The sequence below is a fragment of the Streptomyces sp. NBC_00212 genome (assembly GCF_045206365.1).
Lineage (GTDB): Bacteria > Actinomycetota > Actinomycetes > Streptomycetales > Streptomycetaceae > Streptomyces.
Genome location: NZ_CP108115.1, coordinates 8,013,496 through 8,039,864, shown reverse-complemented (window position 1 = coordinate 8,039,864; position 26,369 = coordinate 8,013,496). Strand labels below are relative to the sequence as shown.

Annotated in this window: 23 protein-coding genes and 6 pseudogenes; 15 read left to right on the top strand and 14 right to left on the bottom strand. The window is 68.0% G+C overall.

Features of this window, described 5'->3' with window-relative positions; translation table 11 throughout:
• The first annotated feature begins 84 nt into the window (after positions 1–84).
• The 7 genes and pseudogenes from OHA17_RS36740 to OHA17_RS36710 all read left to right on the top strand — a co-directional run.
• Complete coding sequence (locus OHA17_RS36740; protein WP_406510102.1) at positions 85–555, top strand: 50S ribosomal protein L11 methyltransferase; 471 nt, start codon at positions 85–87, stop codon at positions 553–555.
• Between the two features lie 32 nt (positions 556–587).
• Entirely contained in the window at positions 588–1,481 is an 894-nt protein-coding gene (locus OHA17_RS36735; protein ID WP_406510101.1) for a carbohydrate kinase family protein, read from the top strand.
• A gap of 29 nt (positions 1,482–1,510) precedes the next feature.
• Positions 1,511–3,637, top strand: a complete 2,127-nt coding sequence (locus tag OHA17_RS36730) for a trehalose-6-phosphate synthase (protein WP_406510100.1) — start codon at positions 1,511–1,513, stop codon at positions 3,635–3,637.
• 575 nt (positions 3,638–4,212) lie between these two features.
• Complete coding sequence (locus OHA17_RS36725; RefSeq protein WP_406510099.1) at positions 4,213–5,463, top strand: ATP-grasp domain-containing protein; 1,251 nt, start codon at positions 4,213–4,215, stop codon at positions 5,461–5,463.
• Positions 5,460–6,293 carry a methyltransferase domain-containing protein gene (locus tag OHA17_RS36720; protein ID WP_406510098.1) on the top strand — a complete coding sequence of 278 codons (834 nt, stop codon included), beginning with the start codon at positions 5,460–5,462 and terminating at the stop codon, positions 6,291–6,293. The genes OHA17_RS36725 and OHA17_RS36720 overlap by 4 nt, the downstream gene beginning before the upstream one ends.
• A gap of 9 nt (positions 6,294–6,302) precedes the next feature.
• A complete protein-coding gene (locus OHA17_RS36715; protein WP_406510097.1) occupies positions 6,303–7,820 on the top strand; it encodes an FAD/NAD(P)-binding protein in 1,518 nt (505 codons plus the stop codon).
• Between the two features lie 100 nt (positions 7,821–7,920).
• Positions 7,921–8,220: pseudogene (locus OHA17_RS36710) on the top strand (transposase); the annotation flags it as partial.
• A 98-nt stretch (positions 8,221–8,318) separates the two neighbouring features.
• Here the strand turns inward: OHA17_RS36710 and OHA17_RS36705 are convergent.
• From OHA17_RS36705 to OHA17_RS36690, 4 genes and pseudogenes are all read right to left on the bottom strand, one after another.
• Positions 8,319–8,665 (bottom strand): annotated as a pseudogene (locus OHA17_RS36705) (ISAzo13 family transposase); the annotation flags it as partial.
• Positions 8,644–8,781: a hypothetical protein gene (locus OHA17_RS36700; protein WP_406510096.1), complete on the bottom strand. Its 138-nt coding sequence runs from the start codon at positions 8,779–8,781 to the stop codon at positions 8,644–8,646. The pseudogene OHA17_RS36705 and the gene OHA17_RS36700, both read right to left, overlap by 22 nt.
• Positions 8,782–9,439: 658 nt before the next feature.
• Positions 9,440–10,069 carry a hypothetical protein gene (locus tag OHA17_RS36695; RefSeq protein ID WP_406510095.1) on the bottom strand — a complete coding sequence of 210 codons (630 nt, stop codon included), beginning with the start codon at positions 10,067–10,069 and terminating at the stop codon, positions 9,440–9,442.
• 357 nt (positions 10,070–10,426) lie between these two features.
• Positions 10,427–11,039: pseudogene (locus tag OHA17_RS36690) on the bottom strand (transporter).
• Between the two features lie 147 nt (positions 11,040–11,186).
• On the opposite strand from OHA17_RS36690, the gene OHA17_RS36685 reads away from it, so the two are divergent.
• The gene (locus OHA17_RS36685) at positions 11,187–11,621 is read left to right on the top strand and encodes a hypothetical protein (protein ID WP_406510094.1); all 435 of its coding nucleotides are present in this window, start codon (positions 11,187–11,189) and stop codon (positions 11,619–11,621) included.
• 29 nt (positions 11,622–11,650) lie between these two features.
• On the opposite strand, the gene OHA17_RS36680 is transcribed toward OHA17_RS36685, so the two are convergent.
• The 3 genes from OHA17_RS36680 to OHA17_RS36670 form a co-directional block, all read right to left on the bottom strand.
• Positions 11,651–12,199, bottom strand: coding sequence for a hypothetical protein (locus tag OHA17_RS36680; protein WP_406510093.1), 549 nt, complete (start codon positions 12,197–12,199; stop codon positions 11,651–11,653).
• Entirely contained in the window at positions 12,192–13,259 is a 1,068-nt protein-coding gene (locus tag OHA17_RS36675; protein WP_406510092.1) for a TIR-like protein FxsC, read from the bottom strand. The genes OHA17_RS36680 and OHA17_RS36675 overlap by 8 nt, the downstream gene beginning before the upstream one ends.
• A gap of 334 nt (positions 13,260–13,593) precedes the next feature.
• Positions 13,594–13,794, bottom strand: a complete 201-nt coding sequence (locus OHA17_RS36670) for a transposase (RefSeq protein ID WP_406510091.1) — start codon at positions 13,792–13,794, stop codon at positions 13,594–13,596.
• Positions 13,795–13,989: 195 nt separating this feature from the next.
• On the opposite strand from OHA17_RS36670, the gene OHA17_RS36665 reads away from it, so the two are divergent.
• The 3 genes and pseudogenes from OHA17_RS36665 to OHA17_RS36655 all read left to right on the top strand — a co-directional run bounded on the left by OHA17_RS36665 (position 13,990) and on the right by OHA17_RS36655 (position 15,934).
• Positions 13,990–14,454 carry a cyclic nucleotide-binding domain-containing protein gene (locus OHA17_RS36665; protein ID WP_398875517.1) on the top strand — a complete coding sequence of 155 codons (465 nt, stop codon included), beginning with the start codon at positions 13,990–13,992 and terminating at the stop codon, positions 14,452–14,454.
• Positions 14,455–14,491: 37 nt separating this feature from the next.
• Positions 14,492–15,138, top strand: a pseudogene (locus tag OHA17_RS36660) (CBS domain-containing protein).
• A gap of 103 nt (positions 15,139–15,241) precedes the next feature.
• A complete protein-coding gene (locus tag OHA17_RS36655; RefSeq protein WP_406510090.1) occupies positions 15,242–15,934 on the top strand; it encodes a response regulator in 693 nt (230 codons plus the stop codon).
• Between the two features lie 8 nt (positions 15,935–15,942).
• Here OHA17_RS36655 and OHA17_RS36650 read toward each other — a convergent pair.
• The 3 genes and pseudogenes from OHA17_RS36650 to OHA17_RS36640 all read right to left on the bottom strand — a co-directional run.
• A pseudogene (locus tag OHA17_RS36650) lies at positions 15,943–16,503 on the bottom strand (sensor histidine kinase); the annotation flags it as partial.
• A 215-nt stretch (positions 16,504–16,718) separates the two neighbouring features.
• On the bottom strand, positions 16,719–17,576 hold the full coding sequence (locus OHA17_RS36645) for a universal stress protein (protein ID WP_406510909.1): 858 nt from the start codon (positions 17,574–17,576) through the stop codon (positions 16,719–16,721).
• Positions 17,576–18,481, bottom strand: coding sequence for a universal stress protein (locus tag OHA17_RS36640; RefSeq protein ID WP_406510089.1), 906 nt, complete (start codon positions 18,479–18,481; stop codon positions 17,576–17,578). The genes OHA17_RS36645 and OHA17_RS36640 overlap by 1 nt, the downstream gene beginning before the upstream one ends.
• Before the next feature lie 365 nt (positions 18,482–18,846).
• Here OHA17_RS36640 and OHA17_RS36635 point away from each other — a divergent pair, with 365 nt between their 5' ends.
• Positions 18,847–19,836 (top strand): Acg family FMN-binding oxidoreductase, encoded by a 990-nt coding sequence (locus tag OHA17_RS36635; RefSeq protein WP_406510088.1) that lies wholly within the window; start codon positions 18,847–18,849, stop codon positions 19,834–19,836.
• A 65-nt stretch (positions 19,837–19,901) separates the two neighbouring features.
• Here OHA17_RS36635 and OHA17_RS36630 read toward each other — a convergent pair whose 3' ends face one another.
• Both OHA17_RS36630 and OHA17_RS36625 read right to left on the bottom strand, forming a co-directional pair.
• Positions 19,902–20,582 carry a helix-turn-helix domain-containing protein gene (locus OHA17_RS36630; RefSeq protein WP_406510087.1) on the bottom strand — a complete coding sequence of 227 codons (681 nt, stop codon included), beginning with the start codon at positions 20,580–20,582 and terminating at the stop codon, positions 19,902–19,904.
• Between the two features lie 19 nt (positions 20,583–20,601).
• Positions 20,602–21,675: a zinc-dependent alcohol dehydrogenase family protein gene (locus OHA17_RS36625; protein WP_406510086.1), complete on the bottom strand. Its 1,074-nt coding sequence runs from the start codon at positions 21,673–21,675 to the stop codon at positions 20,602–20,604.
• Positions 21,676–21,852: 177 nt separating this feature from the next.
• Here OHA17_RS36625 and OHA17_RS36620 point away from each other — a divergent pair.
• From OHA17_RS36620 to OHA17_RS36610, 3 genes and pseudogenes are all read left to right on the top strand, one after another.
• A pseudogene (locus OHA17_RS36620) lies at positions 21,853–22,110 on the top strand (MBL fold metallo-hydrolase); the annotation flags it as partial.
• Between the two features lie 212 nt (positions 22,111–22,322).
• Positions 22,323–23,282 (top strand): MBL fold metallo-hydrolase RNA specificity domain-containing protein, encoded by a 960-nt coding sequence (locus OHA17_RS36615; RefSeq protein ID WP_406510085.1) that lies wholly within the window; start codon positions 22,323–22,325, stop codon positions 23,280–23,282.
• Positions 23,283–23,397: 115 nt separating this feature from the next.
• Positions 23,398–24,054: a CBS domain-containing protein gene (locus tag OHA17_RS36610; protein WP_406510083.1), complete on the top strand. Its 657-nt coding sequence runs from the start codon at positions 23,398–23,400 to the stop codon at positions 24,052–24,054.
• 56 nt (positions 24,055–24,110) lie between these two features.
• Here the strand turns inward: OHA17_RS36610 and OHA17_RS36605 are convergent, their stop codons facing one another.
• Both OHA17_RS36605 and OHA17_RS36600 read right to left on the bottom strand, forming a co-directional pair.
• A complete protein-coding gene (locus OHA17_RS36605) occupies positions 24,111–25,949 on the bottom strand; it encodes a caspase domain-containing protein (protein WP_406510082.1) in 1,839 nt (612 codons plus the stop codon).
• Positions 25,946–26,335: a hypothetical protein gene (locus OHA17_RS36600; RefSeq protein ID WP_406510081.1), complete on the bottom strand. Its 390-nt coding sequence runs from the start codon at positions 26,333–26,335 to the stop codon at positions 25,946–25,948. The genes OHA17_RS36605 and OHA17_RS36600 overlap by 4 nt, the downstream gene beginning before the upstream one ends.
• Positions 26,336–26,369 lie beyond the last annotated feature (34 nt).

The following is a 26,369-nucleotide window of genomic DNA, read 5'->3' as shown; positions in this document are numbered from 1 at the left end:
TTTTGAGCAATGCGCAGTCGATATATCGCCACTTCTTTCAACAACATCACGACTGGGCGCCATCGTTCGCTTACGTTTCCGATCATGCCTGATCCGCAGCACGTGCCGCACTTGCCGCAGGAGGAGACCGACTTGATTCGTGCGTGCCACGAACTGGGTTATGAGACTGCCCGGCAGGAGGCGGCGAGCGGCGAGCGAGTGGTGCGTTGCCCGGGGCTGGATCTCATGGTGTCGCCCGAAGTCCTCGCGCCTGCTCCTGTGGTGGCCGAGGTGCTGGACAGGTCGGTCCTTTCAGAAGCCAAGAGAGGCCGAAGCGTGCGGGACCTGGGCACCGGCTGCGGCATCAATGGCATCCTGGCCGCAGGACGCGGCTGTGATGCACTGGCTGTCGACATCAACCCGCACGCTGTCGCAGCGGCAGCCACGGACGCAGTACGCAACGGCTATCGGTCGCTGATGGACCGCAGCGGACTACGGCGCACGGTGGTGGACCGGCTGAAGCGCGAGCGCGACGGCCGACTGGTGGAGTACATCGCCTACCGGCTGAGCCGGTAACGCCCATGTCCTCTCAACGAGCGAAAGACACAGTGCTCATCGCCGGGGCCTACGCGGTCGACCTGGTCCTCACGGATCTGCGCGGCCCGGTGAGCGCGGGGGCCGAGGTGTGGGCCGATGGACTGGACATGGTGCCCGGAGGGGCGTTCACGTTGGCGATGGGGCTGCACCGGCTGGGGCGGCAGGCAGTGTGGGCGGCCGATTTCGGCACGGACGTCTTCAGCCGTGAGGTCCTGGCCGCGGCGCGTCAAGAAGGCATGGACGAGGCAGGCTTCCGTCATCACCCACGCCCTGTGCGCAATGTGACGGTGGCCCTGTCCAATGCGAAGGACCGGGCAATGATCGCCCACGAGGACCCCGTCACGGCCCGCCCTCTCGCAGAGTTGATCGATACGTTCCGCCCGTCAGTGGTGATGCTCCCCTTCCTCCAGTTCGGGCCGGACGCCACAGACGCGCTGGAAATGGCAGCCCGGCACGGGGCCCGGGTATTCATGGACTGCCAGGACCATCCCGGCCACATCGGCATGGACGACGTACGCAAGGCCCTGGGGCAGGTGGACGTATTCGCGCCCAACGAGTCAGAAGCGCTGCGGGTGACCGGGGCCGGCACGGTCGAAGAGGCGCTGTCACTGCTCTGCGAGCTGGTGCCCACGGTGGTGATCAAACGCGGTCCAGCAGGCGCGGTAGCCGCAACGAACGGGCTTCGGACAGCTCAAGCCTCTCTTGCGGTGCCGGTGGTGGACACGACGGGAGCCGGAGACTGCTTCAACGTGGGCTTCGTGCACCGGTGGATTGACGGCAGCCCGCTGAACGACTGCCTGGCAGCGGGCGTGGCCTGCGGAGCCGCCGCCGTTACCGGACCCGGCTCAAGGAACGCGCTCTACGCCCCCGAGCTCACGACATGGCTCACACGGCTGCCGCACTGAACGTGGAACCAGGAAAACAGGGGGCTGTCATGAACTACCGCGAAAACCGGGCGCGTGGCGGACACGTCCCTGCGGGCCAAAGAGTCCTGGTCGCCGACCTCGACGGCACATTGCTGGGCGGCGACCGGGAGAGCCGCCTGCAGCTGCGCCGTGCTCTGGAGCGCCACCCGGAGATCATCGTCGTCTTCGCCACAGGCCGCAGCCTGAACTCCGTACGGGCGCTGCTGCGACAGGACCCGCTGCTCCCCGCACCACGGTGGATCGTCGCGGACGTCGGTGCCAGCGTCATCGACGCCACCGACATGAGCCACACCGCCGCGCTGGAACGCCCCCTGCGGATGGGATGGCCCGGGCACGCACCCGTCCGGGAAGCGCTGCGCGGCTTCCCTCAACTCGCGTACCAGAACGTCGCCCAGGAAGGGCGCTGCTCGTACTTTCTGGCTCCCGAAGGGCTGACCGGCGACCTCACGTCGGCAGTGGAGAACTTGGGATGCTCCTGGTCCTACAGCGAAGAACGCTACTTCGACGTCCTGCCCCCGCGCGCGGGCAAGGGACCAGCCGTCCGGCAGCTCATCCACAAGCACCAATGGCCCTTGTCCGGCCTGCTCGTTGCCGGTGACTCACTCAATGACCTGTCACTGTTCCACCTCCGCTCTCACGGAGTCATCGTGGGCAACGCCGAAGCGGCCCTCACCGAGCGAGCCCCCGAAGGCCCCCTGATCCACCGCTCCCACCTCGACGGGGCCGCCGCCATCCTCTCAACGCTGCACCACCTCAACTGGGTCGATCCGCCCTCACCTGTCGTCATCGGCTACCACCGCGCTCCCGCTCGCTGGAGCGAAGGACGATGGGAACAGCCCTCCAGCCCCAACGGCATCCTGCCCACCCTCACATCCATCGTCGGCAGCACGAACAAGGACGGCGGCCTGCACGCTGTGTGGGCCGCCGCGGTCGCTGCGGAAGGCCACGACTCCTGGCCCTCCTCGTTCCCCGACCGCCTGCCCATGGCGCTTCTGCCCGTGCCGGCGTCCCGCTGGGCCGGGTACTTCCACCGGGCCTGCAAAGAAATGCTGTGGCCGGCGCTGATGTCCCAGCCGCACCTCATCCATCACGACCCGGCCCACTGGGCCGACTACGAGCACGTCAACGCCGCCTTCGCGGACCACATCAGCGCCCACGCCGCCCACGACGCAACCGTGTGGCTGCACGACTACAACCTCTGGCTCGTCCCCGGCCTCCTCAAGCGCGCTCGGCCGGACCTGACCATCGGCCTGTTCCACCACACCCCATTCCCCCCGCCCGACGTCTTCCGTGCCCTGCCCGTCGCCGAACAGCTGTGCACCTCCCTCGTCCAACTGGACTGGGCAGGCTTCCACACGGCCGCCTTCGCCGACCACTTCCACCAGCTCCTGCAAGACAGCACCACCGTGCCACGCACCGGTGTCCACCCGCTGGGCATCGACCAGGCAGCCGTCGCAGCCCTCGCACGCTCCCGCACCCCCCACGCCACCACTGAAGACAGCCTGCTGGTCCTGTCCGTGGAACGCCTGGACTACGCCAAAGCCCCTGTCCACAAGATCCGCGCCCTCGCGACCCTCCTCGACCGACAACCAGAGCTGCGCGGACGACTGCGCTTGCGGCTCGTGTGCCCGCGACCCGAACCCGGCATCCGCGCCTACGAGGCAACCCGCATCGAACTCGAACAAGCCATCAGCACACTCAACGCCCGCTGGAGCACCGGTGAATGGCAGCCAGTGGAATACATCCCCCGATCGCTCCCCTTCACCGAGGTCATGGACCACTACCTGGCAGCCCACGTCTTCTGGGTGACCTCCCTGGCGGACGGGATGAACCTCACCGTCCAGGAATACCTCACCGCTCAAGCCGCCTCCGAACGCGGAGGCATCCTCGTCCTCTCCCGCCACGCCGGTATCGCCCAGCAGCTCGGGAATGCGGCACTGCTCACCGACCCCCACGACCCGCGGGACCTCGTCGACGCCCTGCACACCGCGCTGACCATGGCCCCGTCTCATCGCATGGCGAACACGGCCCACCTGATTCACCTGCTCGACGCCGCCCCACCCGTCGACTGGGCCCGCGCAGTGATCGCGGCCATCGACGAGAAGCCCGGACAGCAACCAGGCCCGCCCTTCTGAAACGCGCCGTGCACGTACGGGTGACCGGCCCAGGCGGCAGCAACCCCACCACCGCGGCCGACCAGCACACCTACATCGCCTCGCACCGCCGGCCTCGACGTGAAAGTCGCCGCGCAGCCGCCCCCGGGCATCCTGGTCCCCTGCCTCGCCTGCACCGGCCCGAGTGCAGTCACCTCCGCCACCGCGAAGGCATCGGCCCAGGATCGAAAGTCGAGGGAGGGTTTCCGGCCTGTTCCGTGGCTTGGTTGGGTGCTTTGCCGAATTGGCTTCTTCTATCGCTCCTAGGCTTGATCTGCTGCGCTCAAGTGGCCGCGGTGCGTCGCAGCTCCGGGAGGTATCGGTGCCGGGCCAGAGGGGCGGGACTACGGAGCTGGACCGGTTGGAGCGGCTACGGAGTCTGCTGTCGGGGTCGCCCGCGCTGGGTAGCGGGTGCGCTCTGCGCTTTCTGATACGGGGCTGATGCCGCGTCACCGGTTACCGGCCACACCCCGAAAAGGACACATCCGCACACCCACCTGGACAGCTACCGCTGAGACGAACGGTGCGTCCACCACCTCGCAAGCAAGAGGACCACAATGATCGCTTTGGTCGACCCCCTTTCCAGCGGCGTCTTCCTCTCCTCCGCCCTCAGGGAACGTGGCCAGGACTGCGTGCACCTGTACCAGAAGCGGTTCTCGAAATCGGCCAGAAGCGACGCGAGCGCGCCTGTCCTGATCGCGAGTGAAAACATGGCGGACACGGTAGCCGCCCTGCGCCACCGGGGTGTCCAACACGTCGTCCCCGCAAGCGAGTTCGGCGTCGCGTTGGCCCATGACCTTGCAGCAGCCCTGGGCCTGCCGCGCAACGAAGACGATACGGCTGCCGCGCGGCGGGACAAGGCTCTGATGGGCGAAGCTCTGCGGAAGGCCGGCGTGCCCTGCGCGGGGCAGGCCACAGCGGGAACGGTGGAAGACCTGACCAGGGCTCTTCGGCACCTTGGATTTCCCGTGGTCGTAAAGCCCAGCCAAAGCTCCGGCAGCGACGGTTGCAGGGTGTGCTGGACGGAAACAGAGGCGGTGACACACTTCCTGGACATTCACCAACAGATGAACCTCGTGGGCCTGCCGAACGACAAGACTCTCGTACAGCAATATCTGCAGGGTGAGCAGTACGTGGTGACGACGGTGAGTCTGGACGGCCAGCACGTGGTGTGTGAGGTGACACGAAATGTCATCGCCGAACTCGACGGCCTTCCGGTGCGCCGGTACAACGTCAGCTGCCCCAGCCTTGGGGCAGCCGAGCGGGAGGTGGTGTCCTACACCCTCGACTGCCTGAACGCTCTGGGTATCCGCAATGGCGCGGCCAATGCGGACGTGCGCCTCACCCCTGACGGCCCGCGCCTCATCGAGGTCAATGCGCGCATCCTGGGACCAGTGCTCCACCCCGATCCCTACTTCGCCGCGTTCGGCAACAGCCAGCAGCACGTACTGGCAGAGAGCCTGGACGACCCCTCTTCGTTCAAGGCCCGTTTCTCCGACGCCTACGCCCCGCCGCAGGTGATGGGCAAGGCGTTCGTGCGTTGCTGGGAGTCCGGAGTCCTGACAGCGGTGCCAGGTCTGTCATCCGTACGTCGGCTCCCGGGATTCCACAGCGCGCAGGGACTGCCGTACGTCGGGCAACCGATCCAGAAGAGCACCCTGACCAAGGGCAAGACAGGGATCGTCTACTTCGTCCATCCTGAGGAGTCCGTGGTCCGGCAGTCTCTCGAAGTACTGAGCAGACTGGAGGACGAAGCGGTCCTTTTCCGCGTCGAGCCCGCACCGACCACGGGAGGTGACCGTTCATGAACGACGACGTGTTCTCCTCGCTGGCCACGTGTGATCGCGAGACCACGCAGCAGATCGCGTCAGTACTGCACTCCCGCAGGCAGGACCCGGATCAGAGCCAGATGCTGCAACGCTTCCTCACGGCCGTCGATGTCACCTCCGGGCCAGTGCTGGAGATCGGTTGTGGTTCCGGTGAGCTTCTCGCCGACCTCTGCGACCGGGCGCCCGCCACCACAGTCGTCGGCATCGACCACAGTGTCGACCTGTTGAGGATGGCCGGCCGATCGAGCGGAACGGCCGGGAACAACCTCAAGCTCCTGGCAGCCGACGCGCATCGGCTGCCGTTCGCCGATGAGTCGTTCTCGACGGTCCTCATGTACACGCTACTCAGCCACACTCCAGACATCCGCTCGGTGCTTCAAGAGGCATACCGGGTGTGCCGTCCGGGCGGGCAGATCGCCGTGCTGGACGGCGACTACGCATCGACGGACTTCTCGTTGGGCCCGCATGATCCGCTGAACGCTTGCGTGACCGCCTGGCGTGCCCACTACGTCGTGAACACACACGACCTGCGATCCCTCCCCCGCCTGCTGGAGGCGGCAGGCTTCCAGCTCGTGCAGGCAGGTGCCCATGACTACACCGCTGCACACTCGGCTTACGCCTACACCATCATCGACCGAGGCGTGGACACGATGCTCGACAGCGGGACGATCGGCAAAGACCTCGCCCGCTCGCTGAAGGACGAAGCGCGGCGCAGGGCACACGAGGAAGGGTTCCTCGGCAGCATCACCTACCGCTTCGCGCTGGCTCGCAGGCGCCCATCCGCCGGCACAGCACCACGGACAGCCTAGGAGCCGCGCATGCGTATCTGCATTGTGGGCGGGGGCACAGCCGCGGCCTGTCTCGTCATGGCGCTCGCCCGCGCGCTCGGCTCTCAAAACGTTGACCTCGTGATCGTGGAGCCCTCGGATCAGCTGTGGCGCGGCAGGGCGTACCGGATGGACCGGGACGAGATCGTGGTGAACGCCCCGCCCACCATGATGACGCTGGACCCAAACGATCCGGAGCACGCACAGCGGTGGCTCGCCCGTCACCCCGGCGAGAGCGGTTCCTCCAACCCATGGACGCAGGAGAGCTTCCCGCCTCGGCATGTCTACGGCCGCTACCTCGAGGAAACTCTCTCTCAGACCCTGGACAGCCTGACGGCCTCCGGCTGGCGTGTCGAATGGCTGCGCCAACGCGTCGTGAGTGTCGCACTCGACGGTGACAAGACATTGGTCGACCTGGAGGACGGGGCCACCGTCCCGTGCGACTACGCAGTGCTGTGCGTCGGAGAACCGTCCGGTTACGACCCCTACGAACTCGCTGGTCACCCTTCCTACATCAGCCGTCCCTATCCCGTGGCCTCCACTCTGGACACCATTCATCCGTCGGCCTCCGTGGCCGTCATCGGCTGCGGGCTCACCGCTGTCGACGCCGTCCTGGGACTGCGCGCCCAAAGACATCAGGGGCGGATCACACTGCTCTCCCGTGACGGCATCCTGGCTGCCGTACGCCGCCCACGACAGGTCGGGCGGCCGTCACTGATGACCCCAGAAACCGTTCGGGACCGCCTTGAGCGCTCGTCCTCATCTCTTCGGCTGTCGACGGTGGCTGCTCTGGCCCGGGCAGAAGCACTTCGCGCCGGAGCCACGCCAAGGCAAATCGCCTCCGAGATGTCCATGGCGGACTGGGGGTTGAGCCGTGTACGCCGACAACTCGCCGACCGGGAACGCATACCGGACGTCGATTGGCTTCAGGTGACCACCTGGGCTCTGATCACCACCGTGCACCATTGGTGGCCGACTCTGCCCCCCAGCGATCGGCAGCAGTTCCTCCGCCGCTACCACCGGCTGTGGGCCAGCTTCACTTCCCCCATGCCCGCCGCAACGGCCGGCACACTCGTTGAGATGGCGGACAGCGGTCAGTTGCAAGTCCTACGCGGCCTTGAGAAGGTCACGCCGGCGAAGCAGGGGTTCCGGGTCACAGTGCAGCACCACACGGTGGAAGCGGACGTTGTGATCGCCGCCGCTACCGCACCACCGGCGGCCCACCCAGCCACACCCCATGGACTGATGGACTCCCTGATCCGTAACGGGTGCGGACAACAGCACCCGGACGGCGGCGTGCGCGTGCAGCCGGAAACCGGACGGCTCGTCGACCGGAACGGCAGGCCCCAGCCATCGCTTCTTGCCCTGGGCCACCTCACCAGCGGCACCCACTACTACATGTCCGGCATACCGATGCTCGTATGGCGCAGCGAAGCAGTCGCCGCGGCGATCGCCACCGATGCCTCAACCAGCATGGCATCGGCCCCGCCAGGTCTGCTTACCCCCTGACCGCACGACTCGGCTCGTCCTACGGTTCTGGCGCGGGCCCACGCCAGTCATTCGCAGCATCGGTGCGTGTCTTCTTGATTGGCCGTGTTGATGATCGGGTGTGCTGGGTGGGGAGTTGGCCGCGGTCCGGTGTTGTCTGGAGGACTTCGTGGCGGAGATGCTCGAACCGTTCGGTCGGGTGGATCAGCGTCGGTGGGGTGCGGTCTATCTGCATGGGCTGCTCCTGGAGGGCCACTTCGTCACCTCCAGCCCGTGGGATCCGGCACAGGTGCGGGCCCGCCTGACCTGGCGGATCCAGCCGGTCGTCAGACCGACGGCACTGATCGTGAACGACACCGGGTTCCTCAAGGACGGGGACGCCTCCGCCTGTGTGACCCGGCAGTACTCCGGCACCGCGGGGGCCTGCAATTGAATAACCGTCAGAGTTGATCTGCGGGATGCACTTCGGTAGGCGTCCTGCGAGCCTTCAGCTGCTCCAAAGTGCGGGCGGGCGCTTGGGGTATCGGCGTGACGGTGATTCTGTGCAGGTCCAGGAGGCGGTGCCCGTCCTGGAACTGGTTCGACAGGTTGGTTCGGGTGACGCCGAGCAGTTGGGCCAGGAGCGTACTGGTTGCTGCTCGGCGGCGGCGTAACAGTGCCGTCAGCAGTCCGTGGCAGTGGTCCAGGCTGCTGGTCTGTCGGTGGAGGTAGCGGCGCGGGCGGTGAAAGCGTCGTTGGAACGCGGCCTCGGCCAGGGCGTCCCAGTACGGCTCCGAGACCGTCACCAAGTGGTCGAAGTCGGAGCGGGCCATGCCCGTCAGGGCGGGGTCGGTGAGCAGTTCGGTCAGGGCCGGGTCGATCCGGCGCCGAGTTCGTGTGGTCTGCTGCGTCGATGGTCCCAGTACACAATTGCTCGGCGCGGTGCCGCGAGGATCTCAACGGCCTCGTCGAGGCCGATGGTCTCGGGCAGGCTGCGAGCCAACGACCGAGATTCGCGATCACGCCTCGGGGGTCCACTGATGGGCAAGCTGCCGAGCGGCTAAAAGAGCACCATGCGGCCCCTGACCCCGAAATGGCGTACCAGCTCCTACACCGTTGCGTGGTTCCCCCCCCTGGCCGCCGGACACGCCGGACACGCCGGAGGGTTTGCGGGGTACTTCGCCGACCGGACTAGCCGGGGCCCCACGGATGATCCTCAGAACTCAGACGGCAACGCGGCACGCAGGACACCACTGACGTCCAGGAAGAGCTGCGACGTCTGTGGCATCCGCGCCCGCCTTCCCGGAGGCGCCGCTCCCAACGTGATGTAGGGGTCGTGCTGAGCCGCCCAACCTGGGTCGGCGAATGTTGCACCCAGCCCTCGACCTGCACCGGTCGATGAGGGCAGCCACAGCTGCGGCGGCGCTGGTGGAGTTCGACGTCACGGCGGGCCCAAAGGGCCCCCAGGCCGACAACGTTCGCGTCGTCTGACGAATTTGATGCCCGGCGCCCCGCACTACTAGTGCGGGGCGCCGGGCGTTTCTGCACTACGGCACTCAAGGATCAATGAGACTGCTCATCGTCGCGGGCTCAGTGGCTGTGTACGGCCTCCCTGGGAACGAGAGTCAGGCGCAATCATCGAGCCCGTACTGCTCGTTGCCTCAGCAGGGGAGGGTGGTGTGACCGGCGGCGCCGGTGGCACCTGTGGTGCCGTCAGCGATGAACGTGGCAGCGGTGCCGTTGCCGCCGGGCTTGCCCGGGCATACAGGGCTGGCAGCGCCGCCGGCGCCGCCCGTACCGCCCTTGTGGCCGCCTCCCGCCGTGGCGGCGCCGCCGTTGCCACCCAGGCCGCCGGAGATACCGGTCCCGGCGTCGCCGACGCCCCCTACGCCACCCTTGCCACCGGTGCCATTGAATGTGGCGGCGCCGCCGAACCCTCCGTTGCCGCCATTGCCGTTGGCCCCGCCGGCGCCTCCTGCACCACCGGCGCCACCGACACTCGCAAGACCGTTGGCGTTGCCGCCGGCGCCTCCGTTGCCTCCGTTGCCGTTGGCGCCGGACGCACCGCCGGTGCCGCCCAGGCCGCCGATCCCACCGTTGCTCCCCACGCCGTTGGCTCCGTTACCACCGGGGAGCCCCAGGGCGCTGAGGCCGGTGTGGGTGCGGGCGATGCCCGCGTTGGTCTGTGCCGTTGTTGCGGAAGCGAGGGCAGGGGTAGCGGCGAGGCCGGCAACAGCGAACACGGCGACGAGAAGGCTTCGGGGGATGGCGATGGTGCGCGTGAAGCGCATGAGGTACGCCTTTCGGTTGTACAGCCGAAGAAATTCTCCGACTGACAACACCCACCCTAAACGGAAATTATACGCACTACACGACAAATACTGATCAAATGTCTTGAAATGGTGAAATTAACCAAACAATGGCCTGTAACTGGTCCTAACGGAAGCCGCTGATGGCGTGGCAGATGCAGTGGATCTCACTGCTCCAGCTCGACGTCAAAGAACTTCAGCACCTACCGAAACCGGGGATCCGCCGCATTCTTATAGCTCCACCGCTATTCCCTGACCGCCAAGTCGAAAGGCAGCACCACGACAAAAGGCGACGACTACACATCCCAGTCGCACACGCCCGCGTCGACCACCGGCCCACTACGCCGCGGCGTAGCTGAGGCGGAACAGGACCTGGGCACGCTCCAGATCCCGCTCCGTACGCAGTTGCAGCTCCAGGTCGCCGGTGCCGTGGTGGCCGAGCCCCGTTCAGCAGCCCGGCCCCACGCCGGCGAACCCGCCGAGCGATGGCCGGCTGCCCGGTGACCGACGCCACGGTCTCCAGGCCGACGTGGTCGCTGCCGTAGTACCGGTAGCGGACCAGGTCGATCGAGCGCCGGTGCTCACGTACGGCATGCGCGTCGTAGCGGGTGAAGTCGCCAGCGACACAGATCAGTCGGGGGGCGCTCCACAGGATCTGGGACGCGGCCATCCCCCCGAGCCGGTCGCGGACCAGACTCCGGAAGGCGTCTTTGTGGTTCGTGGGCCAAGCCATGTAGTAGAGGCCCTGGTTGATCACGCCTGCGTCAGTGCCGCGCTTGTACTCGACGATCACCGGTGCCCCGTTCTCGTCGAGGCACAACGAGTCGATCCGCCCGCCGTCGACACAGTCGATGACGAACTCACTTGCCAGGAACCTGACGCCGAGCATCGTCTCCATGTGTGCCTCGACGAGGTTCTGCACATCCGCCTCGACCTCAGCCAGACGCGGCATCACCTCGGCCACGCCACCTGCCGTGCTGAACAACTTCAGACCGACCACTCCCCCACTCGCGATCACGATGCCAGAGGCGAACGCCGCACCGCCCCGGGGATATTTCCGCCGGCATCGCCATTTCGATAAGGGACTATCGAGCAATACATGCGCCGACAGGAAAACCCGGCTTTCGGGTTCTCCCGGGCCAAGGGGTACGACCCGGTCCGCCGCGATGCCCAGGTCGAGCGTCCGGCACGGGTCGCGGGCCCGCCGTGGTTCCCCGGCGTCGGCGAGGGCGGTGAGGATGTGCTGGTAGGCGGGGTTGTCGGGCAGGTGCGGTTGCTGTCTGGTGGCGGGCTCGTCGGTGTCGAGTGCGAGAACGACCTTGCGGGCGGTGGCGCGTTCGGCAAGCTCTCCCTCCATCTCCCGAGCAGATGCTGGTTGAGTTGTTCGATCCGGGTGCGTACCCGGTCGGCCTCGCCCGCCACGGTCTGCTCGCGGTCGGTGATCTTCTCCAGGGCCGATCTCGTCATCGCCGTGCTCTTGCCAGGGCATGAGCCAGTACGCCGACAGTGCGGGGTGTCCGTTGTCATCTGCTGAAGAGAGGCGGGCGGTGGCTGTCGGCGCGGTTACGACGTCTCTCCCGCGCCCGGGTCGAGGGGAGCGGGTGCCGGGGCCGGGGCCGGGTTTGTCGGCGCGCGGGAGATGAGTCTGTTCAAGGACGTCGCCACCGCGCCGACGTCACCCGCATCGCTCTTGCGCAGCACGAACATCTTGGTCAGAGCGATCAGCACCGGCCCGACCAGGATCCCCATCGGGAGGTAGTGCCCCGTCAGGCCGAACCAGGTGGCCCCGCCGATACAGCTGAGGCTCACCACCATGCCCGCAACCACGCCTACCAGGTGCTGTTTGTGGGCCTTGTCCATACGGTCGCGACGTTCCTGGAGCTTCGCCAGTTCGAGCTCGTGGTGGCGCTCGGCTTCCTTGAGGCGGGCGAGATCGAGTGCATGCCGTCGCTCGTCCTGCTTGGCCCTCAGCTGATGTTCCCGCTTGAGCCGACGTTCCATGGCGTCCAGGACGGCGACCAGTTGGTCGGACGGGACGTCCGCCCACTCGCGGGCGATCTTGTGCGCGAACTCAAGCTCGGATGTCCCAGGCGGTACCTCCTGCTCAGCCATGCCAACCGCCCCCGGCCATGTCCTCTGCCGGTACGGGAGGCCGGCTACCCTCTTCGAGGTCCGAGCTGCCCGGCCCCGGATCGCGATCTCTCCTGGACGGCGTCGTGGTGGGAGGCGGGCCGATGCGCAGGTACATGTCGGCGATCTCCCTGCTGACAGCCTCGGCGGCATCGTCGACTTCCGGGGCCGTGTGGTCCCGCAGCTGAGCCGCGACCTTTGCGATGCGTTGGATGACATCGCCATCCGACGCGCCGGCCGACCCGGGCGGATGTCCGCTCTCCATTACCGGAGTTGGAGGCACAGTCCCTTCCGCCGAGCTCACGCCAAAGGGCGCCGGGCCGCTTCGAGACCTTTCGCCAGGAAGTGCCCTGTCCCGACGGAATCCCGGGGACACCTCGTACCCGCGAGATGGACCGGACGGCTCCCCGAACGCGGCCGGCACCTCGCGGTAGTCCTGGTATGGGTCGCCGACGGCGAGCTGGGTCTGCTCGGCCACGCTGACGATGCGCTTGGCCAGCCCGTACACCGCGCGTTCGTATGCGTCCCGGAAGTAGCTGAGCTTGATGAGCCCGTGGAGGCCCTCGTCGGCGTACTCCTCGCCGAAGTCCGCGTGGTTGAACTGCAGTTGCTCCGCCGGTGCCGGAAGCTGTTGGAAGGGCACGGGCACCCAGAGCGCGGGCACGATGCCGCTCACCGTAATGGTGTCAACGGCGGACTGGTGACGGGAAACACGGCTGGAGAAGACGGACCACTCCCTGCCGCATTGTCTGCTCAGAAAATAGCGGGGCGAGTAGAGCGGTACGAAGACCTTGCAATACGCGAGCGCCTCCGATAACCGCTCGTCCCATGTCTCCGCCGACTGCATCCGCTGAGCCATGAAACCGGCGCTGCCGACCTGCAAAGATGTCAATTGCGTCACATGATCCGAGAGATCCCTGAAGAATCTCTGCACCCAGACACTGGGATCCTTGCCTCTCGGATCGGCAGCGGCCGTATGCGCGTAACTGAGGAGGAAGAGCGGCCTGACCTCCCCCTCGCCCATGTCCAGCGGTCTGCGCACGCGTGCCTCCCCCAAGGCCTTCTGCGGTTCAACTTCTCCGGGGCAGCTTAGGGAAGGACGCCCACCGAGGGGAATGGCAACGCCACGCCTGGCCTCAGTTCGGCCGGCTGCACCAACCTGCGCCTCGGCGAACGCCGCGCGATTATGGAACGTGCTGGAGGTGGGCGACGCCGTGTACCTCTAGCCTCGCTCTTTCATTTCGAGTGAGATGGCGGTGTTGATCGTCAGCTTGTGGGTGTCCGGGCTGGCTTCGTGGTCTGGGCATGTCGGATGGCTCGCGCGGTGTCCGGTGTCTCCGAGGTCCTCGTGGTCGTGGGTGTGCAGGACGTGCAGGTCATCCGGCGGGTCGGGGCAGGGCTGCGAGCCGGTGGAAGGCCGTGGCCAGTTCGTTTTTCCAGGGCAAGGTTGCCGAGATGCGCAGGTGGAGGCGGCGGCCGCCGCGAGTGAGGCGGGCGGCGACGTGCAGGAGCCGGTAGCGGAGCTTCTTCGGCTCGGCGGTGGTGAGTTCGCCGTCCAGCAGTAGAAGCCGGGGCATGGCGCTCCTTCGGGCCGCTGTCCCCGGAATCCCGCTCCCGGCCGCCCGACACGAAGGCCGAGCGGACCCGAGCGGACCCGAGCAGACCCACGCAGCGCCCGCAGGGGCGTGCGGACCCGCGAGTGGACCGATCGGCCCTCCCCGGGCCGGCTGTCGGCGACGGAGACTGGAAGAGGACTCGAAACGGAGGCTGCCATGAGCATCAAGTCCCCGACACGGATCACTGCCGCCCTGTCCGCGGACCACCGGATCCGCCTGATGAAACTTGCCCGTGAAGTGAACTTCGCGGCCGGTACTCGCCTGTTCAATGAGGGCGGTCACGCCGACCGGTTCTGGATAGTGAAGTCGGGCGCCGTGGCACTGGACCTTCACGTGCCCGGCAGGCAGGCCACGGTGGTGGAGACCCTGGGCCCCGATGAGTTGGTCGGCTGGTCCTGGCTGTTCCGCCCCTACGTCTGGCATCTGGGCGCCGAGGCAAAGACGCTCGTACGTACCCATGAGTTCGACGCGAAAGCCGTGCGCATGCTGATGGACGCGGACCCGGCCATCGGCTCCGAGATCGGTCACTGGGTGGGAGAGGTCCTCGCCCGCCGGCTCACCTCCGCCAGGGTCCGGCTGCTCGATCGATACGCCCCTTACGGCAGCGGCAGCACGTTGTGACGGCTGCCTCCCGGTCGGCCCGCAGAAGGAGGTCACGATGCCTGCGTCCCAGTACACCGTCAGCGACGTCATGACCCATACGGCCGTGGCCGTGGGCCGCGAAGCCTCCTACAAGGAGATCGTCGAGGTGATGCACCAGTGGAAGGTCAGCGCCCTGCCGGTGCTTGAGGGCGAGGGCCGTGTCGTGGGCGTGGTGTCGGAGGCCGACCTGCTGGTGAAGGAGCAGTTCCGGCGTGCCGATCCGGCCCCGCTGGAGCGGGCGGAGGAAGCCGCCAAGGCTGGAGCCGTCCTCGCCGAAGAGCTCATGTCCAGCCCTGCCGTCACCGTGCGCCCGGCCGCCACGGTCTCCGAAGCCGCCCGCATCATGGCCCGCAAGGGCGTGAAGCGGCTCCCTGTGGTCAATGACATCGGGATGCTGGAGGGCGTCGTCAGCCGCGGTGACCTGCTGAGAGTGTTCCTGCGGCCGGACGAGGAGATTGAGGACGAGGTCCGCACCGCCGTCCTCGGTGAACTGACTCCACCAGCGCACATCGCATGCTCGGTCGAGGAAGGTGTCGTCACTCTCCGGATCGGTCGCCGGGACAACCGCGCCCTGGTACCTCTCTGGCGCGGGCCGTCCGTGCCGTCGAGGGTGTCGTCGACATACGCCTGCAGCTGGAAGGCACGGCCGGTACGACGGCCTGAAGACCCCTTGCAGTAGTCCGTCCCGGGGCATCGGCTCCACAGGTGCCTTCCGCACCGTTCTGGGACAATTCAGGTGAGGCGTACGCCGACCTCAGGGGCAGGCATGTCCGAGATATCAGCTGGATCCGCGGAGGTCCCCGTCCGGGTGTTCCTCCTCGACGACCACGAGGTCGTCCGACGCGGGCTGCACGATCTGCTGGATGCCGAGCCCGGGATCGAGGTGGTGGGCGAGGCGTCGACGGCCGCGCAGGCCCTTGCCCGGGGGCCCGCTCTGCGGCCGCACGTCGCGGTCCTCGACGTCCGGCTGCCGGACGGCGACGGCATCACCGTGTGCCGTGAGCTGCGCTCGCGTATGCCGGACCTCGCCTGCCTCATGCTGACGTCGTTCGATGACGAGGACGCGCTGCTCGATGCGATCATGGCTGGGGCGGCGGGATACGTGCTCAAGGAGATCAAGGGATCCGACCTCGTCTCCGCGGTGCGGACGGTGGCGACGGGACAGTCGATGCTCGATCCGGCGACGACCGCCCGGCTGATGCATTCGTTGCGGGACCCGGACGCCGGGAAACCCCCGGAGGACGAGCGCCTGGCCATCCTTTCCGAGCGCGAGCGTGCCGTGCTCGAACTCATCGGCGAGGGCCTGACCAATCGCCAGATCGCGGGACGGCTCTATCTGTCCGAAAAGACGGTCAAGAACCACGTCTCCCGGCTGCTCGCCAAACTGGGCGTCGAACGCCGCGTTCAGGCAGCCGTCATCGCCGCCCACACACACGAGCAGGACGAAATCCCGCATTGAGCCGCGGATCACTCCGCACGCACCGGTACGCGCCACTCCAGCCGGGTGCCGCCTCCTTCCGAGTGCGGCGAGAGGGACAGCTCACCGCCCAGCCCCGCAGCGCGTTCAGCGAGGTTGCGCAGCCCGTTGCGGCGGCTCGCCTCCGGGATGCCGACCCCGTTGTCGCCGACGACGACCGTCAGCACGCCCTCCGCGAGGACGATCGACACCTCTGCCCGGGTCGCCCGGGCATGGCGCGCCACATTGGTGAGCGCCTCGCCGATCACCGCGACGACATCGTCCGCGACCGTCCGGGGAACATCCGTGTCGATCAGCCCTTCGGTGCGCAGGGCAGGAGCGAATCCGAGCACCGCGGCTGCTGCTGCGACGGCCCGCGCAGCGCGGAGGCGGAGCTTGGTTTCCTCTCCCGGCGCATCGTGCTCGCGGAGCCCGAAGATGGTCGAACGGATGATTTTGATGGTGGCGTCCAAGTCGTCGATGGCCCGTGCCAGCCGTTCCGACGCCAGCGGGTGCTCCACGAACCTCTGCGCGCTCTGCAGGGTCATCCCGGTCGCGAACAGCCGCTGGATCGTTCAGCCTGTCCCGGGCACACCTCACGTCATCGACGCGTGCCTGGAGCTCGTCCAGGAGCTCATCGAGCTTCAAGTGGGGAACTCTGCTCCGTGCGGCATGTGGCCGCTCCGCGGCCATGGATACCTCCGGCAGCGTCGAGGGGGGCGGCACTGCGTGCTCATATTCACCGTAGGCCTCTGCTTCTGCCGGTTCATCCCGAGCGCGGGCACGCTCATGCCACTGGGACAGTGATCACCGGGCAGTGGGCTCGGTGCAGCAGCCCGTGGACGACCGACCCGAGGCGCATGCCGCTGTAGCCGCCCCTGCCTCTGCGCCCGACGAGCAGGGCCAGTGCGTGCTCCGCAGCCTCGGCGAGCGTCTCGACCGGGTGCCCGACGGGGGCTTCGTGGGTGAGCGCGACGTCCGGGTACTGCTCCGACCAGCCGGCGACGGCCTCCGACAGCATGCGGCGCTGGGCACTCAAAGCCAGGGCGTCGTCCTGGAAGGAGAAGGCGGGCGGCTGCCACACCGAGATGGCTCGCAGAGCGCAGCCGCGCAGGCTCGCCTCCCGGAAGGCAAGGGCCACCGCAGCCTTCGAGGGCTCGCTGCCGTCGATGCCGACGACTAGGTAAGCCGGCTGCTGCGTGACGTGCTCGGCGTCGCCGACCACCACGACCGGGCAGTGCGCCTGCGCCGTGACAGGCAGCACCACGGAGCCGACGTCGAAGAACTCCTGCGCACGGCTGAGGTGACGGGAGCCGAGGATCACCATGCGGGCGTGGCGGGACAGCCTGCACAGCACGGGGGCCGGAGCACCATCAAGGAGATCCGTCGCAAGTTCCACATCGGCGTGACGCGCCTCGGCCCAGGCGGCGGCTCCCTTGATGGAATCCGATCCCGTCTGGCGGAGCGCGATGTACCGGGGTTCGTCGTCGACGTGCTGGGTGTCGTGCCGGGGCGGCACGGTCAGGACGAGCCGGAGCCGGACCTTGCGGCGGTGGGCTTCGTCCACCGCCCAGGCGAGGGCCAGGCGGCCCGTGCCTGCGGGGTCGACGCCGACGACGATGTCACGGCCCTCAGCGATGTCCATCACGATCCACCCCCGTGCTCCTTTTCGCTCCTGGGGATGAGTTCCACCGGGCAGTGCGCGTGGTGGAGGAGGCTGTGTGTGACCCGTCCGAGCGTCGGCCCGATGTAGCCGGGCGACCGCCTGCCTCCCATGACCAGCAGCTGCGCATGGTGCGAGGCTTCGACCAGGACGGCTGCCACGGAGACGCTCTTCTCCGCATCGACGTCCACGGTCAGCTCCGGGAACTCGGCACGGATCAGGTCTGCCACCGCGGCAACGCTTCCCATGCGGCCCCCGGCGAGCTCTTCCACGTCGTCGAGCAGGGGCGCGACGTACCCGACGGACTGCAGGAGGTTCCACACGTGCAGGAGCCGCAGCGACGCCTTGCACAGCGCGGCCTCGCGCGCCGCATGGCGGGCGCAGACGAGATCGTGCTCGTCACGGACTGCGACCAGCACTGTGCTGATCCCGTCCGGGTCCGCGGTGCCCCGCACCACGATCACGGGAGTCTTGGCACTCGCCACGACCTTCAATCCGACCGACCCGAGCAACAGCGAGTTGAACCCGCCGAGGCCACGGTTGCCGACCACGAGGATGCCGTCATTCGCCGCCGCGCCATGCAGGCTGACGGCAGGTCCGCCGCGACTGAGTTCCGTGGTGACGGGCAGTCCGGGATGACGCTCCGACACTGCTGCGGCGGTGTCCTCAAGCAGCTCGCGGCCCTCGGCGCGGAGGCTCAGAACATTGTTCTCCGAGAGGTCCGCGGCCCGGCCGTCGGTGTCCGTCGCGTGGACGAGGTGCAGGGAACTCCCACGCCGTACGGCCTCGGCCGCCGCCCACAGGGCCGCTGCACGGGCCTGCTCGGAGCCGTCGACGCCCACGACGACCGAACCGGGTTCCGATCCACCGGTGATGCTGCCTTCCATGGTTCCTCCTCACCGAGTGCCAGCGGGGGTCAGCTCTCACGCTGGCACCGTCAGCCGCCGGAGCGAGAGGGCCGCAGGGGTCGGGCCGGGGGCCAAAGGTCCCTGTTCGGTCCTCGGAGACCGGCGGCTCCCGCCGGATCTGGCCCGGTCGGTCTTGGCGGAGGACCATTCGGCCCTCGATGGGCGGGCGGTTCCCGGCGGATGGTGAATGGTGAGGGGCGCGCCGAGCGAGATGCGCCCGTCGGGTTCGTCGGCGGAAGGCCCGCCGTCGCCCGGTCCGAAGTCGAACGGGGCCCACGGTCACCGGAGCGTGGTGGACCTGCTCTGCCACGGCCGACCGCTACGCACAGAACAGGATGCATCCCGTGCTCTCACCACAGTTGGACGCGGCGTCCGTGACCGCTCTGGTCGAGGACGCCGTCACGGCACCCTCCATGCACAATGCCCAGCCCTGGGCATTCCGGTACCGGCCCGGCACGTACACGATCGAACTGCACGGTGACCCCGAGCGGGCCATGACCCACAGCGACCCGGACGGCCGGGCGCTGCATCTGGGCTGCGCGGCCGCGCTCTTCAACCTGCGGGTCAGCGCGGCAAAGGCGGGCTGGGAGCCCGTCACCGAGCTGCTCCCCTCCCCCGAAGATCCCTGGCATCTGGCCAACGTCGAACTCCGGGAACCCACCCGGCCCGACGACGACTTGGCGGCCCTGCATCCCGCTCTGCGGCAGCGTCACACGAGCCGCTTCCCCTTCACCGACGAGAAGATCCCCACCCCCGTCCTCGACGGACTCCAGGCGGCCGCCCTGCTCGAAGGCGCCAAGCTGCTCCTACCCGACGCCTGGCACACCGAGGTCGTGCTCGGCCTGGTCCACGACTCCGAGCACTACGAGGCCGAGGACCCTGCGGTCCGGGAGGAGACGGCCAGTTGGACGGACCCGGGCGGCGAGAACGACGGCCCGCGTAGGGAAGGAATCCCGGCTTACGCGTTCGGCCCGCGCCAGTACGGTTCAAGCGCGCCGGTCAGGGACTTCGGCAGTTGGCGGCCCCACCTCGGCCGTGAGTCGGCCCGGTTCGAACGGCACCCCCGGATCGCGATTCTGGGTACCTTCCAGGACACACCGATGGACTGGCTCAGGGCCGGGCAGGCGATGCAGCGCGTGCTCCTCCAGGCCACTCTTGACGGCCTCGTCACGTCCATGACCTCGCAGCCCCTCGAATGGCCCGAACTCCGCTGGGCCGTACGCGACCCGACCTCCGCGATGGGCCACGTCCACATCATCATCCGCCTCGGCTACGGCCCCCAGGGACCGGCCACCCCTCGTCGGCCGGTGCGCGAGGTGCTGGAGATCAAGTGAGGGAACGTCCTGCGGGAACACCCACGCCTACGCCTCACTAGACGGCCCGGAGCGCGCCTCGTACGTCAACCGTGCTCGATGCGGCGTCCAGTGATCTTCTGCGGCGTGACCGTCATCCAATGGGAGCGGTGGCCTCCCGCCCACGGGAGCGAGCGGGCCAGGTCGTCCAGCCGGCGGACGGTGGTGTCCTCTGTCACGCTCTCGGCCCGCCCGACGGCCAGAACGCTCCAGCCCTGCCGCATGGCATCGTCGATGTGGTCGACCTCGAAGGCCACTTCGGTTCCCGCGGCGGCGGCGAGCGCTCCGTGCTCCGAGGTGCGGAACGCTATCCCGCTCCCGGTCACCACGTAGTTCACCGGCACGACGGCCGGCCCCCGGGCGTTGTACGTCGCCACCCTGCCCACGCCGTGCGTCGAGAGCAGCCGACGGCACTCCGGCTCGTCCAGTGACACCAGCTCGGCGTCCCTGGCGGCGGCAGCCCTGCCCGGCGGAAGGTCGACCGTCGTGCCGGACAACTCGGCCACGCTGGTGTGCAGTGCGCCGGCGATGCGCAGCAAGACGCCCCGGCCGGGCGCCGCAGCGCGTTCTTCCAGATAGGCGATGTACGAGGGCGCCGCCCCGCAGCGATCGGCCACCTCTTCGCGGCTGAGCCCGAGCGCCTCGCGGCGCGCTGCCATCCGCCGCCCGAGGTCACTGCGGCCTGCCGGTGCCCCGGCGGAGGACGGCTCGGACCTGTTGACAGCCATGATGCTCATCTCCCTCGGTTCACGGCTCGGCCGGTGCGGTGACGGCCGTGTGCTGGGGACCGCCGAGCGCCACCTTCAGTGCACCCGTGTCGCCCGCGCGAGCGAACACTTCGTAGGCCTCTTCCATCTGGCCCAGCTCGAAACGATGGGTGATCAGCGAGGACGAGGGCAGTCGTCCGGCCGCCATCATGCGCAGCAGCAGCGGTGTGGAGTGCGTGTCCACGAGTCCCGTGGTGATGGTGACGTCCTTGATCCACAGGTCTTCGAGGTGCAGGGTCGCGGGCTTGCCGTGCACTCCGATGTTCGCGACCCGGCCGCCGGGACGGACCATACGCGTGCACATTTCGAAGGCTTCCGGCACGCCCACGGCCTCCATGACCACATCGGCGCCGAGACCTTCGGTGAGGTCCTCGACCAGCTTTTCCGGTTCCTCTGCGGCATTCACGGCCGCGTCCGCGCCCAGCGAGCGGGCGGCGGCCAGCCTCGACTCCGCGAGGTCCACCGCGATGATGCAACTCGGCGAGTACAGCCGGGCGGTCGTGATCGCGGCGAGGCCGATCGGGCCTGCACCGACCACGACGACGGTGTCTCCGGGCCGCACCCTGCCGTTCAGCACGCCCACCTCGTAGGAGGTAGGGAAGATGTCTGCGAGGAGGACCGCGTCGTAGCTGTCCACGGCACTGGGCAGCGGGTACACGGAAAGATCCGCGAACGGCACTCGCACGTATTCGGCCTGGGTGCCGTCGATGGTGTGGCCGAGCACCCAGCCGCCGCCTCCGCGGCACTGCCCGTACCGGGCCTCGCGGCAGAACCGGCAGCGGCCGCACGCGGAGATGCAGGAGATCAGCACCCGGTCGCCGGGCCGCACCGTCCTGACGTCCCCGCCGGTCTCCACCACGGTACCGACGGCCTCGTGGCCCAGTATCCGCCCGGGAACCACCTCGGGTACGTCCCCCTTGACGATGTGCAGGTCGGTACCGCAGATGGTCACCGCGTCGACGCGGACGATCGCATCCGCGGCGTCCTTGATGCCGGGGTCTGGAACGTCCTGCCATGCGGTCTGTCCGGGTCCCTGGAAAACGAGTGCCTTCATGACATCAGCCTTCTTCCTGGCTGTTCCGGTGTGCGTCAGCCTCAGGCTGTCGCGGTGACCGGCTCGCATGCATGGGCCGGACGGTCCCCTATGGGGGCCTGACGGGCCCATCCGTCGTCGTCCTCGGGAGTGCGATGGTGAAACCTGGCCCCCTCACCGACCGAAGGAGGGCCGGACATGTCCGACACCCCGAGCCCCGGCCCGCGCGCCGTGACGCCCAGACCGGCCCTGCTGAGGTTCCTGGGCGGGGTGCGCACGGTGACCGGCAGCAAGTTCCTCGTCGAGAGCGACCACGCCCGCATCCTCGTCGACTGCGGCCTCTTCCAGGGTCTCTCGGACCTCCGGCGCCGGAACTGGCAAACGCTGCCCTGCGACGCCTCCGACATCCACGCGGTGGTCGTCACCCATGCCCACCTCGACCACTGCGGCTATCTGCCGCGGCTGGTCCGAAACGGCTTCCGGGGACCGATCCTGACCAGCGCGAACACCGCCCGGCTCGCCGAGATCGTGCTGCGGGACAGCGCACACCTTCAGATGGAGGCGGCGCGGCACGCCAATGAGACCACTGGTCCAAGCATCGCCCGGCGAAGCCCCTCTACGACGACGCCGATGTCGACAAGACGCTCACGTTCTTCGATCCCGTGCCAATGGGCGCCGACATCGAGATCATGGCGGGCACCCGGCTGCGGCTCCACCACGGCGGGCACATCCTCGGCTCGGCCTGGGCCCACCTCACCCTCGAAGACGGCCACACCTTGGCCGTCAGCGGCGATCTCGGTCGCCCCGGCCACCCCCTGCTGCTGCCGCCCGAACCGTTCTCCGGCGCAGATGTACTGCTGATGGAGTCGACGTACGGCGACCGCCGGCACGACCCGGAGAGCGGGCGGGCCGCGTTCGCTGCCGTCATCAAAAAGACACTGGCGCGCGGCGGCACCGTGGTCATTCCCGCATTCGCGATCGACCGCACGGAAGTCGTCCTCCATGAGCTGGCGGGCCTGCGCGGCGGCGGGGTCCTGCCGAGGTCCGTGCCCGTGTACGTCGACAGCCCCATGGCGCTCGCCGCGCTGGACGTCTACCGCGACGCCATCGCGGCCCGCTCCCCAGAGCTGCGCCCCGAGATCCTGGCGCACGGGGCAGGCGCGCTGAGTCCGGAGCCGTTCCTGGCCGCCCGCACGGTCCAGGAGTCCATCGACATCAACAGCACGCAGGGTCCGGCCGTCATCGTGTCCTCCGCGGGCATGGCCACCGGCGGACGCGTCCTGCACCACCTTCAGCGCCTGCTGCCCGATCCCCGCAACGCCGTCGTCATCGTCGGCTTCGCGGCCGCCGGCACACGCGCCCGCGACCTGGTGGACGGCGCCCGTACGCTCAAGATGTTCGGCGAGTACGTGCCGGTACGCGCCGAGGTGGCGGACGTGCCGCACTTCTCGGCACATGCGGACGCCACGCAGATCCTCGACTGGCTGCGTGACGCACCGGCGCCGCACACCACCTATCTGGTCCACGGCGAGGAGAGCTCGGCCGACGCGCTCCGGGACCGGATCGACCGCGAACTGGGCTGGACAGCTGTCGTGCCTCGCTCCGGCGAGGCCGTGCTCGTCCGCTGACCGCCGCCGCTCCGACCTCGTGAAGTGTGCCCCCTCGGCCCCTGGCGGACGGCCTGGTCGGGGCCATGCTGAGAACGAGCGGAGACCGCTCGTCGCGCCCAGTGAGGACAGCGTCATGACCAACAGCCGGTACACCGTCGCCGACGTGATGACCACGACCGTCGTCACGGTCACACCCGACGCAGGATTCAAGGAGATCGTCGCCGCCATGGAGCGGTGGAGGGTCACGGCCGTGCCCGTCATCGAGGGCGAGGGCAAGGTCGTGGGGGTGATCTCGCAGGCCGACCTGCTGTTCAAAGAGGAGTTCCACCAGCACCAAACCGGCATGATCGAGCAGATGCGACGACTCGGCGACACCGCAAAGGCCGGCTCGACGCACGCCAGGGACCTGATGACGTTCCCGGCCATCACCGTCCACGCCGACGCCACCCTGCCGCAGGCTGCCCGACTCATGGCCGGCCGGCGCGTCAAACGGCTGCCCGTAGTGGACGACAGCGGCGTACTCAAAGGCGTAGTCAGCCGGGCCGACCTGCTCAAGATCTTCCTGCGGTCGGACGACGAACTCGCCTCCGAGGTGCGCCGCGAGGTCGTCGACCGGCTGTTTCCCGTCTCGCACCGAAACGTGCGGGTCGACGTCGCAGACGGAGTCGTCACCCTCTCCGGGGCCGTCCGTGACAGCAGCCTCATCCCGGTGGCCGAACGTCTCACCCACTCCGTCGAAGGAGTGGTGGACGTGAACTGCGCCCTTACGGCTCCCACTTCAGAGAACTGACGGAGCAGACGCAGATCGCATCAGCGATTCGCTGGGGGACGCTCCCGATTCGGAGGTCAGCACGGCGGGGAATCGGTGGGAGGTTTTCCCGACCCGAAGACGCGGCGTCGCAGCTTGAACGCATGCACGGTACTGATCCAGGAGATCGTCGCCAGTATGTCGAAAGGCACGGGAGCTTCGCCCGACGGAGAACTGCCTATGACGATCGCCGGAATCCCGAGGCCCAGCCAAGTAATGGTGTAGCAGGATGCGATCGTCCACAACTTCCGCCCGTGCAGTCGGAACGCAGCGTGCACGAACGGAACCGGCAGGAGAAGACCGGCCGATAGCGTAGGCATCAGCGCCCATAACGTTGAACGTATGGCCAGGCCCCATCGTTTGGCGCGGGTCGACGGCTTCTTTCCGTCTCCTTGAAGTAACTGGTTAGTTGTTTTCCCAGGAACAACTGATGGAGTCACAGTTGGAGTTGGAGCCCGCAGCACAGCGAGCAAGGCTCGTACTCTTCCGCCACCATTCGCATTGCCGGGCACACCAAGCGGAATCGATCCGCTGGCGCCGGATGTGGAGGCGATTGGGCCACTGGCTTCCCTGCGCCCATGCCGTTGCGTGTCCGTCATCGGGTTCTCGTCCGGCTGGATCCTCTGCTGAGCAAAGACGTCGACGTCCACGCTGATGACTGCTTCGCCGGTCGGCCCTTTGACGGTGATGCTTCCGTGCAGGCTTCCGGTCTGGATCGTGTCGACGGCGATATCGAGTCCGTGGTCCGTCTGACTCACATGGATCCATTGCTGTGACGCCTGCGGAACGCAGGCACGGGCGAGCGGCGGGCCGAGGAGCTGAACCCCGCGGTGAGGCGGTGCCGTGCCCTGCGCTACCCGCCCGAAGTGCAGTTCGGTGACCGCGGGACGTACAGAGACCTCCCGGATGGCCTGCTCGGCGGGACCGGCGACGGGCCGGGTGTCCGTGCGGACCGTCTCCATCAGCGCGCCATGGGCCCCCAGCGCCGCCGGGAGGTCGTTGCCGAGCAGCCGTGCATGCAGCTCGTTGACCGCGCCGAGGCGGGCGTACATGTTCGAATTCGTCCGAGCGGCCTCAAGTTCGGGAGGGAGGGGGAGCGGACGGATGCGCATGCGCTGGCTTCGGGCCAGATACAGCTCTCCTTGCATCTCGACGTCACGGCCGGGCGTTTGGTGCGGATTGCGTTCCTGGACCCGGTCGAAGACGTAGTCGTAGAGCTCGTTCAGAGAGACCCAGCCGTCCTCGTCGCGGTCCGCTTCTCCCGTGGCGAGTCCCTCGACCACGGCCGAGGTGAATACCGACGGCCTACGGCTCTGGTCGTCGGTCAGCTCGCCCTCCTCGAAGGCGTACTCCATCGCGCTGGAAGCCGTGATCACCGCCCGCCCGCGGCCTCCAGGGAGTTTCCCGCCGAGGAAGCTGTCCAGCACATGAGCGTTTCCGGACGCCCGGACGCTCACACCCTGGCCGAAGGCGCCGCCATAACAACAGTCCAGCAACAGCACGATGCTGCGGGCTCTGCTCTGGCGCATACAACGCTGTACGAAGTCAGCGGATACCGCGGTGGAGCCGAGGCGATCCGGGCGAGTGTCACGGGCAGCGAAGAACAGCTCGCCGGATTCACTCTTGAGACCGTGGCAGGAGAAATGCAGCAGGACCACATCGTCCGCGCGGCTCTCCGAGAAGATGTCTTCGATCTCGCCCTGCACGATGTGTGCCACTTCGTTGTGCATCACCCGCACGTCGAAGGCGCCGATCTGCGGATCACCCAGCACCCCGCTCAACGCTTCCGCGTCGGCGGCGGGAGCCCGCAGCCGCCGTAACCCCTCGTGCGCGTATTCGTCACACGTGATGATCAGGGCTCTGCGCCGACCGGTCACGGGCGGTTTGCTCCCGAGATGTGCCGGCCGATGAACAGGTCGACCAGCCGGTCCTGCTCGGTGGTCGTCGCATCGGCGATCTCCAGCACATCTCCATCGAGCTCCAACCGCACGGCCCGACGGGTTCCGCCGGTCCGGTTCAGCCAGGACCTGACGGCCGCGACCACCGTGGCCAGGCCGTCCGTGGTGTGCCCAAGGCTGACGAGCAGTCCGCCAATCACAGCCATGTCGAGGGAGCGCGCACCGGGTGGAGCCGACCCGGACCGTAGCGCGAGCACATCTTCCACATCGCACCGAAGGAGTTCCTCGCGCAGGAATCCGGTCAGCGCGTCGAGACGCTCGGCGTCCGCGCCTTCCTCTGCCAGGAGAAGCCGTAATTGGCTCATCAGCTCGCTCCCGTCCCCTCAAGTCCCTACTCGT

What these genes read in the sequence shown, in the direction of transcription:
- OHA17_RS36740 (WP_406510102.1), top strand. Translation starts at nt 85, where the DNA reads ATGCCTGATCCGCAGCACGTGCCGCACTTGCCGCAGGAGGAGACCGAC.
- OHA17_RS36730 (WP_406510100.1), top strand. Translation starts at nt 1,511, where the DNA reads ATGAACTACCGCGAAAACCGGGCGCGTGGCGGACACGTCCCTGCGGGC.
- OHA17_RS36725 (WP_406510099.1), top strand. Translation starts at nt 4,213, where the DNA reads ATGATCGCTTTGGTCGACCCCCTTTCCAGCGGCGTCTTCCTCTCCTCC.
- OHA17_RS36720 (WP_406510098.1), top strand. Translation starts at nt 5,460, where the DNA reads ATGAACGACGACGTGTTCTCCTCGCTGGCCACGTGTGATCGCGAGACC.
- OHA17_RS36715 (WP_406510097.1), top strand. Translation starts at nt 6,303, where the DNA reads ATGCGTATCTGCATTGTGGGCGGGGGCACAGCCGCGGCCTGTCTCGTC.
- OHA17_RS36695 (WP_406510095.1), bottom strand. Translation starts at nt 10,069, where the DNA reads ATGCGCTTCACGCGCACCATCGCCATCCCCCGAAGCCTTCTCGTCGCC.
- OHA17_RS36685 (WP_406510094.1), top strand. Translation starts at nt 11,187, where the DNA reads ATGCGCCGACAGGAAAACCCGGCTTTCGGGTTCTCCCGGGCCAAGGGG.
- OHA17_RS36680 (WP_406510093.1), bottom strand. Translation starts at nt 12,199, where the DNA reads ATGGCTGAGCAGGAGGTACCGCCTGGGACATCCGAGCTTGAGTTCGCG.
- OHA17_RS36670 (WP_406510091.1), bottom strand. Translation starts at nt 13,794, where the DNA reads ATGCCCCGGCTTCTACTGCTGGACGGCGAACTCACCACCGCCGAGCCG.
- OHA17_RS36665 (WP_398875517.1), top strand. Translation starts at nt 13,990, where the DNA reads ATGAGCATCAAGTCCCCGACACGGATCACTGCCGCCCTGTCCGCGGAC.
- OHA17_RS36655 (WP_406510090.1), top strand. Translation starts at nt 15,242, where the DNA reads ATGTCCGAGATATCAGCTGGATCCGCGGAGGTCCCCGTCCGGGTGTTC.
- OHA17_RS36645 (WP_406510909.1), bottom strand. Translation starts at nt 17,576, where the DNA reads ATGGACATCGCTGAGGGCCGTGACATCGTCGTCGGCGTCGACCCCGCA.
- OHA17_RS36640 (WP_406510089.1), bottom strand. Translation starts at nt 18,481, where the DNA reads ATGGAAGGCAGCATCACCGGTGGATCGGAACCCGGTTCGGTCGTCGTG.
- OHA17_RS36630 (WP_406510087.1), bottom strand. Translation starts at nt 20,582, where the DNA reads ATGGCTGTCAACAGGTCCGAGCCGTCCTCCGCCGGGGCACCGGCAGGC.
- OHA17_RS36625 (WP_406510086.1), bottom strand. Translation starts at nt 21,675, where the DNA reads ATGAAGGCACTCGTTTTCCAGGGACCCGGACAGACCGCATGGCAGGAC.
- OHA17_RS36615 (WP_406510085.1), top strand. Translation starts at nt 22,323, where the DNA reads ATGGGCGCCGACATCGAGATCATGGCGGGCACCCGGCTGCGGCTCCAC.
- OHA17_RS36610 (WP_406510083.1), top strand. Translation starts at nt 23,398, where the DNA reads ATGACCAACAGCCGGTACACCGTCGCCGACGTGATGACCACGACCGTC.
- OHA17_RS36600 (WP_406510081.1), bottom strand. Translation starts at nt 26,335, where the DNA reads ATGAGCCAATTACGGCTTCTCCTGGCAGAGGAAGGCGCGGACGCCGAG.